The organism is Comamonas sp. Z1 (assembly GCF_008121555.1).
GTDB classification, from domain to species: Bacteria; Pseudomonadota; Gammaproteobacteria; order Burkholderiales; family Burkholderiaceae_C; genus Comamonas; species Comamonas thiooxydans.
Map to the genome: position 1 here is coordinate 442,720 of NZ_VOQT01000002.1, position 16,536 is coordinate 459,255.

The following is a 16,536-nucleotide window of genomic DNA, read 5'->3' on the forward strand; positions in this document are numbered from 1 at the left end:
CTCAGGCCTTGAGCATGCGCGCCGACCTGGCGGGCAACATGCTGCTGTTGAACAGTGCGTCGGCAGATGGCGTGGTCTTGAGCGCAAAGGTCTGCACCACGCTGTCCAGCTGCTGCTCCATCAAACGCTTGCTGAAGTCGCCCAGTCCATGGCTTTTCGTGTCTGCCGCTGCCACATACTGTGCGGTGATGGACCAGCGCTCCAGCTCCAGCTTCTCATCGAGAATCGACTCGCGCTGGCGCACGGCGGCAATGCCTGCTGCGGGGTTGGCAAGGCATTCCACAATCGCACGGTTGGTGGCGCGCAGGAAGGCGGCCACGACCTGCGGCTTCTCGGCGATCAACTGGCTGGACGCGAGAATCGCATTGCCATACAGATGAACGCCTGCATCGCTGTAGCGCAGTATGGAAAGCTCCTCGGGCTTGAGGCGCGCAAAGAGCGACACCGCCGAGTCATGGAAATAGGTGGCGGCATCCACATCGCCACGCACCATGACGTTGTCGCGTGCCGAGAACTCCGTCGTCGACCAGGCAAACAGATCGGCGGGCAGATTCTTGCGCCGCGCCACCATGGGCCAGGCTCGGCGCGTGGACTCCACTGCCGCTGCAGCCACCTTCTTGCCCTTGAGACTTGCGAAGTCCGAAGTGATGCCTCTGTCCTTGCGCCCGATGATCACAAAGGGCGCGCGGTTGTAGTACTGGTAGACGGCCTGCACGCGAGGTGTGCCGGCGTTCTGTGCATTGAACTCGATCAGCGAACTGATATCGCCCAGTCCGAGCTGGTAGGCACCACTGGCGATACGTGTAATCGAAGCCACCGAGCCCGACCCTACGTCCAGACTCACATCCAGCCCCTCATCGCGGTAGTAGCCGTTTTGCTGGGCCAGAAAGAACGGCGCCGTCTGGCCGTTGACGCGGAAATCCAGCGTGAATTTCAGCGGAGTCAGCGACTTGCCCTGGGCATGAACCCAGGGTGCGCCGCAAAGAGGCAGGGCGGCAAGAAATTGGCGACGTAGCATGGTGGAACTCTCAGGTCTCTGGCGACAGGAACGCCAGCAGCTGCCGCTGCTGACAGGACTTGAGCAATTTCCGGGCACTGCACGCGGATGCAGGCTGAACGCTTCTACTCGTTCAACCTTCTAGCAATTGGCGTGCCTGCTTTGGGTTGCGCCTCGCCAGGTATCAACAAAGTGCATGCAAAAGAGATGGATGCATGGATTCATGCATGGCAATGCACCAGATTGAAGCCATGCACCAAAACCAAGAGTGTCAGCGCCCTGGTAAATGGCTGGCACGCTGTTTGCTGCACTCAAATCAAGAGTAGAAGCGTTCAGCACGGTGCTCTGACCTTCCTCCGGTCAGCAGCTTCGCGGGTCATTGCTCTTGAAGTGGGTGCGGCACACAGCCGCGCCTGGTATCCACACTTCAGATGCCCGCACCAAGCCTCACTGGCAAAGCTGGTGTCTGAAGTCATCGCAAGAGAAATTCTTATGCAGACCATGACCAGCCACTCTTACAGCCTTGGCGAACTGGACAAGGAAGCCCGCATGGGCGGGCAAGGCGCAGAAACCTCGGCGCGCGAAGTTCGCGTCATAGACATCAGCGACTTCGAGCAGCGCAAGCAGGAGATTGCCGAGCAGATCTGGAGCGCTTCGATAGAAATCGGCTTCTTCCAGGTTTCCGGCCACGACATTGCCCAGGCCGATATCGACGCCGCGTTCGGTAGAGCCGAGCAGCTATTCGCCTTGCCGCCCGAAACCAAGTCGCAATGGCCGCTATCGCGCAATGCAGGCTGGGAGCACAAGGCGCAGATTCGCCCTTCCACACGCACTCCCGACCAGAAAGAGTCCTATCAGGTCACACGCCCGCGCATGCAAGGCTTGTGGCCCAGCGAGCAGGAGTTGCCCGGCTTCAAGCAGGCCACGCTGGCTTTTGAGCATCAATGCTGGCAGGTTGGCATGCAGCTGCTGTCCTGCTTTGCCTACAAGATGGGCTTTGACGATGAATTCTTCACCCGCGCACATGACCCCGCCGTGCCCAGCTACCAGAGCACGCTGCGCATGCTGCATTACTTTGCAGTGGACCCGGCGCTCAAGGACGAAATCGGCCTGTGGCGTGCAGGCGCACATACGGACTTCGACTGCCTGACGCTGTTGTTCCAGCGTGCCGGCCAGGGTGGGCTACAGGTGATGCCCGGCAAGGAGGCCGAGACCCAGCAATGGACGCCCGTGAAGCCCGTGGATGGCGTCATCACCTGCAATATCGGCGACATGCTGATGCGCTGGAGCGACGACCAGCTGCCCAGCAACTTCCACCGCGTGCGCAACCCTCAGCCCCATGAGTACCAGGGGGCCCGCTATAGCCTGGCCTTCTTCTGCCAGGCCAATGAGGATGCGGTGATAGAAGGGCCGGCCCAAAAATATCCGCCCATCACAGGGGCGGAATATTTGCGTCAGCGCATCAGCGCCAATTTCTCGAACAGGTACTGACACCCCCTGAGCAGCCCTGCCGCTTCCTCCAAGGGGACGACACCTTCGGGGCGGCCCTTCCTCGGTGTCCCTGGCTGGGGGGCGCCAGTTTCCAGCCCCCCGTCTCTGGTGCAGCGTGATGTGGTCCGAATTGAAACGACAAAGCCCCGGAGCCCGGGGCCTTGTCGGCGATCAGGGGTGGCGCGGATCAGCGCAGCGACTCGATGAGATCGATGTACTGCTGCTTGGCCTCATCCGGCGTTGTGCCTTCCAGCTTGGCCCAGGCATCCCACTTGGCGCGGGCCACCATGTCGGTGAAGCTGGGCTTCTTGGCTTCGTTGTCACCCTCGGTCGCCTGCTTGTACAAGGCATAAATCTTGAGCAAGGTGGCGTTGTCGGGACGCTCGCCAAGCGAGGTGGAATTCTTGACGGTCTCTTCAAACCGGGCGTTCAGATCGGACATGAAAGGTCTCCTGGGCTTTAATAGTCGAGGCCAGTGTAGCCAAAAATCCGGGAAATTAGAACGACCGTTCTTTTTATTTCACAAAGTACTGCAACGCCGGCAAGCAAGCAGCCCTTTGCGGCACGCACTCCCTCAAATCCGCCTCTTCGTGATTCGCCTCGCGGCAGCAGCAACGGACTGCCTTCAGAACATCATGCGCAGACCCGCATCAAAGCCCAATGCGCTGCGTGGCTGCATGCCGGGGCTGTTGCTGTAGGCCGGTTGCGGCATGATGACCGGGCTGCTGACGGCCAGCGGCGTCACACCCATCACCGCAGGATTGTTGTGTCCATTGCTCACGCTGATGCGCGACACCGTGGTGTAGAGCGCCGTGCGTTTGGAGAGGTTATGCACATAACCCAAGGCCAGCTTGTTCACCGATGCGTCGCCGGCTCCCTGCCCATTTTTGAATTGCACCCTGGCCACCGACGCCCTGAGCTGATGCAGTCCGACAGGGATTTGCACACCAGCCAGAAGCCCGTCATAGCGGTCTGTGGCCCGCACATCGCTGCGCGCATTGCGCACCTGCGACCACTCGCCCAACACACGGACCGGACCGAAGTTGTACGAACCTCCCAGGTTCAAGGACTTGATGGTTTCCTTGCGGCCGTTGAAAGTGCCCAGCATGCTTTCGCCATAGCCCAGCGCAATATCGGTGGGGCCGCTGGCCCAGCCAATGCGCCCACCGGCATAGCGGCCGCGCCTGGCATCATTTTCCGGGAAGGCATACATCAGCTGACCATAAATTCCGCCCAGCCCTGTAGGCAGGTGGTAGCCGATGGAGTTGTTGGCGCGCAGATAATTGTCCGTGCCTGCCGACAAACCGTTTCCCAGCAAGCGTTCGGGCAGCGTACCGCTGGTCTGCGTACTCAGCGCACGGTTGATGGCCAGGTTGCTGCTGACCACCGCCAGCAAATTGACGCCCACGCCGTTGACGGAATAGGGATCAAAGGCCCAGTCATTCAGAAACGACGGTGTGTGATCACGCCCAAGGCGCAGCTCGCCCCAATTGCCCGCCAGGCTGACGGTGGAGCGTCGCCCAAAGTTCAGCGCGCCGCCGCCCGTGTCGTTGGTCACTGGCGCTTCCAGCCACATGCTGGCAGACATTCCAGCACCCAGATCTTCAACGGCACGAACACCCAGACGGCTGGCCAGATTACCCGAGGGTGACAGCGCCCATATACCTTGGCTGGCCGTGCGGCCGGAGCCATCCCAGGAATTGCTGCGCACCATGTAGCGGCTGACGCCCGCATCCATGACACCGAACAGCGTCACGGATGACTGAGCGCTGGCCAGGCTGCTGGCGGACAAGGCAAAAAGACTCCAGATATAGCGTGAAATACGTGGCATTTCATGTCTCCTTTTCGTTATGAATTCGCGGTATTGATCCGCGAAATCACTCTAGAAAAGGAAGGCTGCAGCTCTTGTGCAGTTGATGCCATTCATTGCTTATTTGGTGCCATGATCCCAAGGTGAAATCCCTAGGAATGTCGCCCTGCCGCATGGCCAATGTCAGACAGAAAAAAGCCGGCGCCTTGGGAAAGGCACCGGCACGGATTTTCGCAATGGTTTTACCCGCCCAATATTTGCGCCCAGCAGCTCATGGCACAAGTACCGTGGCCCCCACAGTCTTGCGCGCTTCCAATGCGCGATGGGCTTGTGCCGCCTCGGCCAGGGCAAACTCCTGCTGAGGCTCGCTCACGATGCGCCCCGCCAGCACGTGCTCGAACAGCTCTGCAGCCATCTCCAGCATATGTGAACGGGGCTGGATGTAATGCATCATGGCCGGCCTGGTCATCCAGATCGAGCCTTTGGCGGCCAGCAGCGATGAGTCCACCACCACGGAGCCGGAAGAGGTTCCGTTGCTGACCAGCGAGCCACGCGGCTGCAGGCAATCGAGCGAGTCCATCAGTGTGTCCTTGCCTACCGAGTCGTAAACCACGGGAACGCCCTTGCCTGCCGTGATTTCCTTCACTCGCTCGACGATGTTTTCACGCGAAGTCACGATGGTGTGCGCGCATCCGTTCGCCCTGGCCAGCTCGGCCTTCTCATCCGTGCTGACCGTACCAATCATGTTGACCCCCATGGCGCGAGCCCACTGACAGGCAATCAGGCCTACGCCTCCGGCAGCAGCGTGATAGAGAATGGTTTCACCGCCCTGCAGCGGATAGACCTGCCGGAACAGATACTGGGCCGTCATGCCTTTCATCATGAGTGTGGCTGCAGTACGGTCTGAAATTTCGTCGGGCAACGGAATCAGCACTTCTGCAGGCATCACACGCGCCTGTGCATAAGCGCCTTGCGGGCCGGTCAGATAGCCGACGCGGTCACCCACCCGGATATCCGTCACACCCGTTCCGACGGCCTCGACCACACCGACGGCATCCGAGCCCAGCCCGTTGGGCAAGGCCAACGGATAACGCCCGGAGCGGAAGTACACATCGATGAAGTTGAGCGCGATATAGCTGTGCCGCACGCGCGCCTGGCCTGGGCCGGGGTCTCCCACGGCAACGTTTTCCAGTCGCAGGACTTCTGGACCGCCAGTCTCGTAAAAGCGAATGGCCTGAGTCATGAAATGCTCCTGTATCTATTGAGGTGCAAGTCCGGGCATCCTCAGTCGCAGACATGCCCGGACCGATTGACGAGCCGACTCAGTTCAGCTTGATGCCGAAATTCCTGACGATCTCGCCATTGCGTTGGTATTCGGCCTGCAGATCGGTAGACAGCTGCTCCAGAGTGCGCTCCTGCTTGATGGGTTCGAAGCCGGTGGACAAATAACGTGCCTGCACCGCCTGGCTGGCATTGACCTTCTGCAGCGTGGCATTGATCTTCTCCAGCAACGGCTGCGGCGTCTTTGCCGAAGCAAACACACCCGCCCAGTTGCTGAAATCAAGCTCCGGATAACCGAGCTCTGCCATCGTCGGCACATTGGGAAAATCGGGCAGTCGGCTCTTGTAAGCAACGGCCAGCAGCTTGACCTTGCCGCTGGGAACCAGCGGTTTGGTGGTCACGGAGCCGTCGAACATCAGCGGGATCTGATTGCCCATGATCTGTGCCAGCGCCGGTGCCGAGCCAGGGAACGGGACATGTTGCATGTCCAGCCCCGCCTTCTGATTCAGGATTGCCCCTGCGTACTGCGATGCCGTCCCCTGGCTGTAGGAGGCAAAGGACAGCTGACCCGGATGGGCCTTGATATAGGCAATAGCCTCCTTGGCATCCTTGGCCGGGAACTGAGGCGAAGCAATGAAGACCATGACGGAGCGTGCCATCTGCGAGACGGGTCTGACATCCTTCATGGCATCAAAGCCCCCCTTGAGCACATGCGGAACCTCGGTCAGGATATTGGTCACCGTCACCAGCAGGGTATTGCCGTCTGAGGGCTGGGACAGCATGTATTTCACCGCCATGGCACCGCCGGCACCGGGGCGGTTTTCCACAATCACAGGCTGTTTGAGCTCATGCGCCAGCTGATCGCTGATGATGCGAGCAAACACATCGATCGTGCCGCCGGGCGGGGCCGGAACAATGAGCTTGACGGGCTTGTCGGTGAAAGCGAAGGCGCTGCCAGTTGGCAAAGCTGCAGCCAGCGCAATGGACAGCAGGACTGGAATGCGTTGCATCGTGCGCTCCTTTGACCTCAGGCGACTTTGCGCAGAAAACCCTGCTGAGCACCGTTGCGATTCGGAGCAAAGCCGTTCCTTGCCAGGCTTTCCTCCACCGTGTCGTAGAACACGCCGATCTGGCAGATTTCGCGCGCCTGGGCAGGAGTGGCGATGGGGCGGCTGCATTCCTTGGCAATGCGCACCAACTGCTCGATCTGCTCCACCGTGCCCATTTTTCGGGTTCGGGTCTGATTCCACAGATTGTCTTCGGTGCCGCAGCGCACATGCAGACCCATGGCAATGCCCATGAGATTGATGGGCAGCACGTTCAGCACCGAGGCTTCTACCGTGAGCACCGCACCGTCGGGCACGGCGCGCACAAAATTGGCCAGGCTGTAAACGCTGGGCTGGTCCATTCCGCCGCCGATGGCCACCCAGTTCAGCACCAGCGGACCTTTGTAGATGCCGCGACGCATCAGCCGCTCAACCGACTCGAAGCTGTTGATGTTGTAGCACTGGAAGGCACTCTGAATGCCGGCCGCACTGAGGCGGCGTATATGTTCTTCGGCCCAGCCCGGCTGCGCTGGCACGGTCATTTCCTTGTAGGCATTGAACACCGCAGGGTCCTCCATCGAAGTGCCCTCGATATCCCGCGCATCGAACTGCTCCAGAATGTTCATCTGCGAGGTATTGATGGTCACCGTCACCTGATCGGGCTTGGGGTCCAGCTCGGCCAGCATGTGGCGGGTATCGTCAGACAGCCATTTGGCGGCCGCGCCATCGGTTTCGGGTGCAAAGCTGATCGACCCACCTACCTGGATGATCATGTCCGGGACACGGGTACGCACGCCGGCAATCAGCTCGTTGAACTTGGAAAGCCGCTTGCTGCCGCGGCCGTCGAGCTCGCGTACATGCAAGTGCAGCACCTGGGCGCCGGCGTTGTAGCAGTCCACGGCTTTTTGAATCTGCTCCTCCATAGTGACGGGAATTTCGCCAGGGAAGTCCTCCGGCAGCCACGAAGGTGCATAAGGAGCTGCAGTGATGATGAGAGGCTGCTGATTTTCGGCAACCAGGTGACCGTCGAGGAAATTCATGATGATGTCTCCGTTGTTATATGAATGCCATGCCCGCACTCAGAGCCTTGCGTACAACTGTGCTTCGCACCGCCCGGCCAGGTTCTGCGCCTTGTCACGGGCGTTTTCCGATGCTCAAAAAGTCGGTGTGCCAATGATTCCGGCGCGCTCCATCTTTCGATGGCTGGGCGGGTAGTCCATCACCGCGTAATGCTGTGTCGCGCGGTTGTCCCAGATGGCGATGCTGCCGGGCTCCCAGCGCCAGCGGACCTGGTACTCGGGGATCGCGGCCTGGCTGATCAAGAACTGCAGCAGACTGGATGAGCCCTGGGTGAAGTCCTGGCCCACACGCACATTGGCGGGCGTGTGGAAGTTCGTGAAATGAGTGGTGAAGCCGCTGACAAACAGCACTTTTTCACCGGTTTCCGGATGTGTACGAACCACCGGGTGCTCCGCATCCGGAAACTGCGCCTTGAGGGCCAGACGCTTCTGCGCAGGCATGGCGGCGCCAAAGGTGCACTCAATGCTGTGGCGTGCCCGCAGCGGGGCTATCACGTCCTTGATATGCGATGGAAGCATCTCGTAAGCCAGCGCCATATTGGCCCACATGGTGTCGCCGCCGACCGGCGGACATTCGACGCAGCGCAGCACGCAGCCCATGGGCGGCACCTCGCGCCAGGTGGCATCGCAATGCCAGGAGTTTTCATACCGGTCCAGCGGCTTGTCCGGCGTCTTGTAGATCTGCACCAGGCCGGGATGCTCGGGGTCGCTGCCGACCACCGGGTGGTCCTCCAGCTCGCCAAAACGCCGGGCAAAACCGACATGCTCGGCGCGACTGATACTCTGGCGGCGCAAGAACAGCACCTTGTGCTTGAGCAAGGCCGTCTTGATCTCTGCGAAAAGCCCATCATCGCGCAGCGCATCCGCCAGTTGCACATCGACCAACTCCGCGCCTATGGCACAGGTCAGAGGGTTTATCTGCATCACTGTCTCCTACACTTTTTTGAACCCAGGCTTGTTGCTAGTCTCTGCCGCCCGGTAAGTCCACTGTAGAAAACCTGTGTCACATAGGTTGTGCATTTCATGCCGCACGCTATGCATCTCATGCCAGAATTTCTCCGAATTTTTGCGTGGAGCAGTCATGGTCACTTTTGTGCGCGCGGCATCTCTGACGAATTTCTCAGAACTCTTCAGCGAACTGGGAGGAGACCCTGATGCGGCATTGCGTCGTGCCGGCCTGCGTCCAGCCGTGGTGCGCGAGCAGGATCAGCTGATCGATGCATTGACGGCCGGACGCCTGCTGGAAGAAGCTGCAAGCATCACGGGTTGCGAAAACTTCGGGCTGCGCATGGCGCAATCACGGCAGGTTTCAAACTTCGGTGTCGTCAGCCTTTTGTTGCTGCACCAGCCCACCTTGCGCAAGGTGCTGAGCACGCTGATCGAGCATGTGCACATGCTCAATGAGTCGCTGGTGATTCATATGGACGACGCCAATGGCGTCGTGGTGCTGCGCGAAGAGTTCACCCTGCCGGATGCATTGCCGCAATCCATGGAACTGGCAATCGGCGTGCTGTTTCGTACCTGCAACCTGCTGCTGCATGAGCAATGGCGCCCGCTGCGGGTCTGCTTCAGCCACCCCGCGCCCGGCGACACCGGCCTGCACAAGCAGATGTTTCGTTGCCGCGTGGAGTTTGATGCGGACTTCAACGGCATTGTGTTTCGTACCGAGGACCTGGATGCACCCAACCCCTTGGCCGACCCGGTTCTGGTGCGCTATGCCAAGACCATGGTGGACACCACGCAGCAGGGCCGTCAGGCCTCCATCGGCCAGCAGGTGCGCAAGGCCATCTATCTCATGTTGCCCTCGGGCAATGCCACCTGCATCTGCGTGGCCCAGGGTCTGGGGCGCAGCGTACGGACCCTGCAGCGCGAGCTTGATGGTGAAGGCCTGAGCTTTACCGACCTGCTGCAGGAGGTTCGCTCGGATCTTGCCCAGCGCTATGTGCGCAACCCTGACTACCCTGTGGGCCAGATCGCCTCCATGCTGGGCTACAACAGCCACAGTGCCTTCACACGCTGGTTCAGCACGCTCTTTGGCTGCCCGCCCGAGGTCTGGCGTGAAAGAAATCTTCCACCCAGCCCGCAGCGGCGGGGCCAAGCCTTCAGCCGCGCGTAGGCTGGTCCAGCCAGCGCTGGGCCAGCTTGACCCAGAAGGTCGCTCCCAGCGGAATCAGCGCATCGTTGAAGTCGTAGCTGGGGTTGTGCAAGGTACAGGGGCCACCGCCATGCCCGAGGGCGCGATGATCACCATCGCCGTTGGCGATAAAGCAGTAGGCACCGGGCTTTTCCAGCAGCATGAAGGCAAAGTCCTCGGCCCCCATGGATGGCTCTTGCGGCACCACACCGGCATCGCCCAGAATCTCGCGCATCACGGCCTGGGCAAATTCGGCCTCGGGGGCCGTGTTGATGGTTGGCGGGTAGTTGCGCACGAACTCGAACAAGCATTGCGTGCCATGCGCCGCACAGACGGCCTCGCTGATCTGCTGCATGCGCTGCTCGATGAGGTCCAGCACCTCCAGCGTAAAGGTACGCACCGTGCCCTGCAGCTCCACGCTGTCCGGCACGACGTTGGTAGCCTCGCCGGCATGGACCATGGTGACCGACACCACGCCCGCCTCAATGGGCTTGACGTTACGGCTGACGATGGTCTGGAAAGCCATGATGAGCTGGGCCGCCACGGGTACCGGGTCCACCACCATATGCGGCATGGCCGCGTGGCCGCCCTTGCCGCGTACCACGATCCTGAATTCGTTGCTGGATGCCATGGCGGGCCCCGCACCCACGGCCATGGTACCGGCCTTCATGCCCGGCCAGTTGTGCATGCCAAACACAGCCTGCATGGGGAACTGCTCGAACAGTCCGTCGTTGACCATCTCGCGGGCACCGCCACCGCCTTCCTCGGCAGGCTGGAAGATGGTGTAGACCGTGCCCTCGAAGCTGTCGCGATGTGCGGCCAGATATTGCGCCGCCGCCAGCAACATGGCCGTGTGACCGTCGTGACCGCAGGCATGCATCTTGCCCGCATGGCGGCTGGCATGGTCAAAGGTGTTGAACTCCTGCATGGGCAGGGCATCCATATCGGCGCGCAGGCCGATGGCTCGGCCGCTGCTGCCGCCGTCGCGGCCATGGATGACGCCCACCACACCGGTCTTACCCAGACCGCGATGGATCGCTATGCCCCATTGCTCCAGCTTCGCCGCGACCAGATCCGAGGTCCGTATTTCCTCGAAACACAGCTCGGGGTGGGCGTGGATATCGCGACGCAGCGCGGCAATGTCAGGGGCGCTTGCTTGAAGTTCGGGCAGCAGGGCCATGCGCTCTCTCCTTGGGGTCATCAATGGCAAAGATGCCATGATGGCCCAAAGCGAGAGAGCTTGCGCCCTGCGCGCCTCAAAGCCTCACACCCGGACCTTTCCGTCGCCCGTAAGCATGGACAGCTCGACAAAACGCGGCTTGCCGGCCTGTGGGCGGAAGGCGATGGGAAAGCCCGCAACCTGCTGGCCATTCATGGCCTCCAGTGCCGCCACCAGGCCATCGCGCTGCAGGCGGCCTGCGGCAGAGGCAGATTTCAGCGCTTCGCTCACGACACGGGCAGCCAGATAGCCTTCCATGCTGGAGTAATCGGGCTGCAGCGACGCGCCTCCTTTCTGCAGGGCTGCCTGAAACTCACGCGCCAGGGGGTGCGAGGTCTTGAAGGGAGAGGGCACGACCTGGGTGACCACCACGCCCTCGGCCTCCTTGCCAAGGGCCTGTACCAGTGCCGAAGTGCCCACGAACGACACGTTGTAGAACTGACCGCCATAGCCTGCCTGGCGTGCCGCTCGCACAAAGGCAGCGCTGGCCGCATAGGTGCCGACCTGCACGATGACATCGGCCCCCAGCGGCACCAGAGTCTTGACGGCCTTGGTCACATCCTGGGAGTTGCGCTCCACCGTGGCTGCACCCACGGGTTTGAGGCCATGGCCTTGCAGCGCCTGCATCACCCCCTCGAGACCTGACTGGCCATAGGCATCGTTCTGATGAAACACCGCGATCTTCTTGAGGCCCAAAGAAACCAGTTGCCTAACCATGAGCGCGGTTTCATCGGCATAGGAAGCACGCAGATTGAAGACCGCCTGCGCCAGCTTGGGGTCGCGCAGGCCGGCGCCCCCTGTCAGTGGAGCAATCAGCAGCAGCTTGGCTTTCTGCAGCAAAGGCAGTGCGGCCATGCTGGTGGGCGTGCCCAGATAGCCAAACAAGGCCATCACATCATCGGCAATGAATTTCTGGGTATTGGCCACGCAGCGCTCTGGCTCATAGCCATCGTCCAGCGTGCGCAGCTCCACCTGGCGGCGGCCGATGCCGCCCTGGGCATTGAGTTGATCGAAATACAGCTTGGCGCCCTGCACAAACTGCATACCCAGCTGTGCCGAGGGGCCGCTCAGCGCGCAGGACTGCCCAAGCACAATGGGCCCGCTCGAATCCTGGGAATGACTTGCGCCGATCCAGCTCCCGGCTGCCACAGCTGCGCCAGCAGTCATGAATTGACGACGATTCCACTCCACTCGCTTGTACGGCATTGCTCTTGATCTCTCTGTACGGGCTACTCATTGCTACGGGCTGGATCAGCCCGCTCCTGGGGTCTTGCATCTCAGGTTTTTTGACATGGATGCGCGCCGCATAATAGGCCCACAAAACGGTCTTCAGACGCAAACCGATCCAGATTTTCGAGCCCACGACATGCCTCATATCGTTCAAGTACGCGGTGCCTGCCCGCATGACTGCCCGGACACCTGCGCCCTGCTCACCACGGTGGTCGATGGCACGGCCACCAAGGTGCAAGGCAATGCTGAACACGCTCACACGGGCGGCGTGCTCTGCGCCAAGGTCAGCAAGTACACCGAACGCACCTACCACGCCGGGCGAGTGCTGCAGCCTCTCAAACGCAGCGGCCCCAAAGGCAGCGGCCACTTCACCCCCGTGAGCTGGGACGAAGCACTGAGCGATATTGCCCAGCGCCTGCACGGCATCGCCCGGCGCGCGCCCGAAGCCATACTGCCCTACAGCTATGCCGGCACCATGGGACTGGTACAGAGCGAGAGCATGGACCGGCGCTTTTTCCACCAGCTGGGCGCCAGCCTGCTGGATCGCACCATCTGCGCCAGTGCCGGCAGCGAGGCGCTGACCGCTACCTATGGCGGCAAGCTGGGCATGCGTGTGGAGTTCTTTGCCGAAAGCAAGCTGATCCTGATCTGGGGCAGCAACAGCATCGCCAGCAATCTTCATTTCTGGCGCTATGCGCAGGAAGCCAAGCGCCAGGGCGCCAAGCTGATCTGCATAGACCCGCGCAAGAGCGAGACCGCCGACAAATGCCACGAGCATCTGCAACTGCTGCCCGGCACCGATGCGGCACTGGCTCTGGCGCTGATGCACGAGCTGATCGTGCACAACTGGCTGGACCATGACTACATCGCCCAACACACTCAGGGCTGGGAGGCACTCAGGGCCAGAGCATTGCAATGGCCGCCCGAGCGCGCCGCCAGTGTCTGTGGCCTGAGCGTGGAACAGATTCAGTCCCTGGCCCGCGATTACGGCACGACCAGGCCTGCGGCCATCCGCCTCAATTACGGTATGCAGCGCGCGCGCGGCGGCGGCAATGCCGTGCGCGCCGTGGCCTGCTTGCCGGCTCTTGTCGGCGCCTGGCGCCACCGCGCTGGCGGGCTGCTGCTGTCCGCCTCGGGGGTCTCGCCGTTCAAGCGCGCAGATCTGCAAATGCCGCAGTTGCTGGGCGAGCGTCGCCCACGCACGCTGAACATGAGCCAGATTGGCGATGTGCTGCTGCATGAGGGCGATGCCGGCTTCGGCCCCAAGGTGGAAGCCGTCGTGGTCTATAACAGCAATCCCGTGGCGGTGGCGCCAGAGTCGGCCAAGGTGGCTGCGGGCTTTGCGCGCGAAGATCTGTTCACCGTGGTGCTTGAGCATTTCCTCACCGACACCGCAGACCATGCCGACTATGTGCTGCCCGCCACCACGCAGCTAGAGCATTGGGACATCCACGGCAGCTACGGCCATACCGATGTGCTGCTGAATCGCCCCGCGATCGAGCCCCAAGGCCAGGCGCGCAGCAACGCGCAGATCTTTCGCGATCTGGCCATGCATATGGCCAGGCTGGACCCCGCTTTTGCCGCAGCCTGCTTCTCTGATTCCGACGAAGCGCTGTGCCGCGCAGCGCTAGCACAGACAGCCATTGATTTCGACGATCTTCTGCAACAGGGCTTTGCCCATATCCCGCTGCCCGATGCGCCGTTTGCCGAAGGCGGCTTTGCCACGCCATCGGGCAAATGCGAATTCGACAACCCCGCCCTGGCGCGGCTGGGCATCAACACCCTGCCCGACTATCTGCCCAATTACGAGCCACCCACGACCGCCTACCCACTGGCCATGATCTCGCCACCCGCACGCAACTTCCTCAACAGCAGCTTTGCCAATGTGGCCAGTCTGGCCCGCATGGAAGAGCGTCCACTGCTGGAGATGCACCCCGATGACGCAGCTGGGCGCGGCATTGCCGACGGGGACCGGTTACGCGTCTTCAACCAGCGCGGCGAGCATGTCTGCCATGCCGCCGTCAACGGCCGCGCTCGCGCCGGCGTGGTGGTGGGCCTGGGCATCTGGTGGCGCAAGCAGGGAGCCAACGGCACGAATGTGAACGAGCTGACGCATCAGCAGCTCACCGATATTGGCCGGGCGCCCTGCTTCTACGACTGCGCGGTACAGGTGGAAAAGTTCAAGGAGTTGTCAGCCTGACGCGGCTGCATTGTGGTTGACCATGAGCAGGGCCACGGCGCGAGCAACCATAATGCAGACACTCAATGAATATGCGGCCGGGGTCTGAGCCTGTCAGAGCACACAGGTACAGCGCAGAGCCGCCCTGCTCTCGCGACATCATCTGTGAAGAAATCTCTCCCCTGGCACCACCGGCTTGCGCCTAACCGGCTTGATTTGCGTCGACTGATCCTGGTCCTGACCATCTGCAGCGCGCTGATCCCGTTTCTCAACACCTTCTATGCCGGCTATCTGGTGCAGCGCCAGCAGCTGATAGACAACACGCTTGAAGGTCACCATGCCTATGCGACTAAGCTGGCGCAGAGCACGGATGATTTTCTGCAATCTGCCCTGCAGCAGCTGGAGTACAGCGCCAATCTGATGGGCGCGCACATGGATGACGTGGACTATCTGGCCAAGGAGGCCACACGTCTGCGCCTGCAAACCAAGAGCTTCAACTCCGTCACCATCATCGACCCTACGGGCTATGTGCTGGCGACATCGCCCGAAACCCTGCAGATCAAGGGCAAGACACTGCAAAGCGCCGGAGTGGCACAGACCTTGAGCACTCGCGGCCCCGTCATCAGCCAGCCCTATATGTCCACGGCCGGCAACTACATCGTCTTTGTCTCGCAGCCCATTTTCGACCCTCAGGGCGAATTCCTGGGAGCGGTAGGCGGCAGCATCTACCTCAAGGAAGACAGCATCCTCGACACCCTGCTGGGCTCGCACTTCTACCAGGATGGCACCTATGTCTATGTGGTGGACAAGAACAAGCACATCATCTATCACCCCGACAACAATCGTATTGGCGACCAGGTGATCAACAACGATGTCATCAACGCCGTGATCCGAGGCGAGTCGGGTACGGCGCCGGTCGTCAACAGCAAGGGCGTGGAAATGCTGGCCGGCTATGCCGTCATCCATGCCTCGGGCTGGGGCATTGTGGCCCAGCGCCCCAAGGCGGCCACACTGGCCCCGCTCAACAAGCTGATGCGCTCCGTGCTCTACAAGACCCTGCCCATCGCCCTGCTGATGCTGGTGGTCATCTGGTGGAGCGCGCGCCGCATTGCCAGCCCGCTGCGCCAGCTCGCCAATGGCGCTCACGATATGGACAAGCCCGAGACGGCGCAGAACATTCAGGCCGTCAAGTCCTGGTACTTCGAGTCCTACGAACTCAAGAAAGCCATGCTCAAGGGCCTGGGCCTGCTGCAACGCAATATCACCAAGCTGCGCGAGGACGTGAACACCGATCCGTTGACCGGGCTGGGCAATCGCCGCCATCTGGAGGCAGCCATCAGCGCCTTTCAGACGCAAGCGCTGCCGTTCTCGGTGATTGCCATCGACATCGACCACTTCAAGCATATCAACGACGGTTTTGGCCACGATACAGGCGACGAGGTACTCAGACAGCTCGCACGCACCATGCGCGAGGTCTCGCGTGTCGATGACCTGCCCTGCCGCGTGGGTGGCGAGGAGTTTCTGCTGCTGCTGCCCGGCACGGGGCTGGAGGCCGCCGCCCATGCCGCCGAGCGCCTGCGTCAGCTGGTCGAGAAAATGGAGATACCGCCAGTGGGCCATATCACCATCTCGCTGGGCGTGGCCCACTGGCCCGACAGCGATCCCGATATCAAGGCCGTCTTCCAGCAGGCCGATGCCATGCTCTATGCCGCCAAGCGAGGTGGACGCAATCGTGTCATGGTCAGTAAGGCCAGCGAGCCTCCCAGCGAGCTCTGAACCCGGCAGCACCGTAGTTCCGCTCCCACACTCAAGGCGTATCCGCTGTCACAGCCGATACGCTTTTTTTGCAGCTTATTGTGTGACTCCGTTGCACCAATTTGGCCATTGACGCTTCAAATTAGTGAGCATGCACCATAAGCGTCAAGAGGATTGAGCGCAAATTGATCTGAATTTCATAACAAGTAACTGATTTCATTGAACTAATGCCTTGAGCCCTCTGACCTGGCACAGCTCTTGCTGAAAACCCTTGCCCCGCAGCCCCGGATGGACAGCGGAATACACAACAGCAAA

At 61.1% G+C, this 16,536-nt stretch carries 13 protein-coding genes; 4 read left to right on the forward strand and 9 right to left on the reverse strand.

Annotated elements, in window-relative coordinates:
• Position 1: 1 nt before the first annotated feature.
• Positions 2-1,018, reverse strand: a complete 1,017-nt coding sequence (locus FSY45_RS05425; RefSeq protein ID WP_046461677.1) for an ABC transporter substrate-binding protein — start codon at positions 1,016-1,018, stop codon at positions 2-4.
• A 471-nt stretch (positions 1,019-1,489) separates the two neighbouring features.
• On the opposite strand from FSY45_RS05425, the gene FSY45_RS05430 reads away from it, so the two are divergent.
• The gene (locus FSY45_RS05430; protein WP_148747956.1) at positions 1,490-2,488 is read left to right on the forward strand and encodes an isopenicillin N synthase family oxygenase; all 999 of its coding nucleotides are present in this window, start codon (positions 1,490-1,492) and stop codon (positions 2,486-2,488) included.
• Positions 2,489-2,675: 187 nt separating this feature from the next.
• Here FSY45_RS05430 and FSY45_RS05435 read toward each other — a convergent pair whose 3' ends face one another.
• The 6 genes from FSY45_RS05435 to FSY45_RS05460 form a co-directional block, all read right to left on the reverse strand.
• Positions 2,676-2,930 carry an acyl-CoA-binding protein gene (locus FSY45_RS05435; protein WP_003050754.1) on the reverse strand — a complete coding sequence of 85 codons (255 nt, stop codon included), beginning with the start codon at positions 2,928-2,930 and terminating at the stop codon, positions 2,676-2,678.
• Positions 2,931-3,113: 183 nt separating this feature from the next.
• The gene (locus FSY45_RS05440) at positions 3,114-4,319 is read right to left on the reverse strand and encodes a porin (RefSeq protein WP_003068617.1); all 1,206 of its coding nucleotides are present in this window, start codon (positions 4,317-4,319) and stop codon (positions 3,114-3,116) included.
• A 250-nt stretch (positions 4,320-4,569) separates the two neighbouring features.
• The gene (locus FSY45_RS05445) at positions 4,570-5,541 is read right to left on the reverse strand and encodes a quinone oxidoreductase (protein ID WP_046461675.1); all 972 of its coding nucleotides are present in this window, start codon (positions 5,539-5,541) and stop codon (positions 4,570-4,572) included.
• 79 nt (positions 5,542-5,620) lie between these two features.
• Positions 5,621-6,589: a tripartite tricarboxylate transporter substrate binding protein gene (locus FSY45_RS05450; protein ID WP_046461674.1), complete on the reverse strand. Its 969-nt coding sequence runs from the start codon at positions 6,587-6,589 to the stop codon at positions 5,621-5,623.
• A 17-nt stretch (positions 6,590-6,606) separates the two neighbouring features.
• Positions 6,607-7,665 carry a 3-keto-5-aminohexanoate cleavage protein gene (locus tag FSY45_RS05455; protein WP_046461673.1) on the reverse strand — a complete coding sequence of 353 codons (1,059 nt, stop codon included), beginning with the start codon at positions 7,663-7,665 and terminating at the stop codon, positions 6,607-6,609.
• Between the two features lie 114 nt (positions 7,666-7,779).
• On the reverse strand, positions 7,780-8,628 hold the full coding sequence (locus tag FSY45_RS05460; RefSeq protein WP_012840018.1) for a TauD/TfdA family dioxygenase: 849 nt from the start codon (positions 8,626-8,628) through the stop codon (positions 7,780-7,782).
• A gap of 157 nt (positions 8,629-8,785) precedes the next feature.
• Here FSY45_RS05460 and FSY45_RS05465 point away from each other — a divergent pair, with 157 nt between their 5' ends.
• Positions 8,786-9,820, forward strand: a complete 1,035-nt coding sequence (locus tag FSY45_RS05465; RefSeq protein ID WP_003068608.1) for an AraC family transcriptional regulator — start codon at positions 8,786-8,788, stop codon at positions 9,818-9,820.
• On the opposite strand, the gene FSY45_RS05470 is transcribed toward FSY45_RS05465, so the two are convergent.
• Both FSY45_RS05470 and FSY45_RS05475 read right to left on the reverse strand, forming a co-directional pair.
• On the reverse strand, positions 9,807-11,018 hold the full coding sequence (locus tag FSY45_RS05470; protein ID WP_046461672.1) for a M20 aminoacylase family protein: 1,212 nt from the start codon (positions 11,016-11,018) through the stop codon (positions 9,807-9,809). The two genes, FSY45_RS05465 and FSY45_RS05470, sit on opposite strands and share 14 nt — an antisense overlap.
• An 84-nt stretch (positions 11,019-11,102) precedes the next feature.
• Positions 11,103-12,263: an ABC transporter substrate-binding protein gene (locus tag FSY45_RS05475; RefSeq protein ID WP_148747957.1), complete on the reverse strand. Its 1,161-nt coding sequence runs from the start codon at positions 12,261-12,263 to the stop codon at positions 11,103-11,105.
• A gap of 160 nt (positions 12,264-12,423) precedes the next feature.
• Here FSY45_RS05475 and FSY45_RS05480 point away from each other — a divergent pair, with 160 nt between their 5' ends.
• Together FSY45_RS05480 and FSY45_RS05485 are read left to right on the forward strand one after the other, a co-directional pair.
• Positions 12,424-14,487, forward strand: a complete 2,064-nt coding sequence (locus FSY45_RS05480) for a molybdopterin-dependent oxidoreductase (RefSeq protein WP_046461670.1) — start codon at positions 12,424-12,426, stop codon at positions 14,485-14,487.
• 195 nt (positions 14,488-14,682) lie between these two features.
• The gene (locus FSY45_RS05485) at positions 14,683-16,242 is read left to right on the forward strand and encodes a sensor domain-containing diguanylate cyclase (protein WP_223305688.1); all 1,560 of its coding nucleotides are present in this window, start codon (positions 14,683-14,685) and stop codon (positions 16,240-16,242) included.
• Positions 16,243-16,536 lie beyond the last annotated feature (294 nt).